Source organism: Psychrobacter sp. TB20-MNA-CIBAN-0197 (assembly GCF_040309765.1).
Lineage (GTDB): Bacteria > Pseudomonadota > Gammaproteobacteria > Pseudomonadales > Moraxellaceae > Psychrobacter > Psychrobacter submarinus.
In genome coordinates this window covers 1-256 of the sequence record NZ_JBEOPC010000949.1, presented here as the reverse complement: position 1 = coordinate 256, position 256 = coordinate 1, and the positions used below count along the sequence as shown (strand labels likewise).

The following is a 256-nucleotide window of genomic DNA, read 5'->3' as shown; positions in this document are numbered from 1 at the left end:
CACTTGCTCAGACGTGTAATCATCGCTATTAAAATCAATAGCCGACTTACGATAAACACCCGAGTCACCCGTAGCTACATCAAACGTATAAGTAGTACCTGGTGTTTTGTAGTTAGTGAACGAATAATAAAGCGTTGTTTGATCTTTTTTACCGCCAAAACCACGTGCAGTACCCACGCCTGGTAATGTAATTTCGCGAATTAGCTCGCCTTTTTTGTTGTACTGTTTTACCTGCGAAATCGCATCAACCATGTAG

General features: G+C 41.4%; 1 protein-coding gene. It reads right to left on the bottom strand.

All coding sequences use genetic code 11. From position 1 onward, the window contains the following. Positions 1-256, bottom strand: a 256-nt coding sequence (locus AAEY83_RS16685) for a hypothetical protein (RefSeq protein ID WP_351060869.1), incomplete at both ends; no start/stop codon positions are given.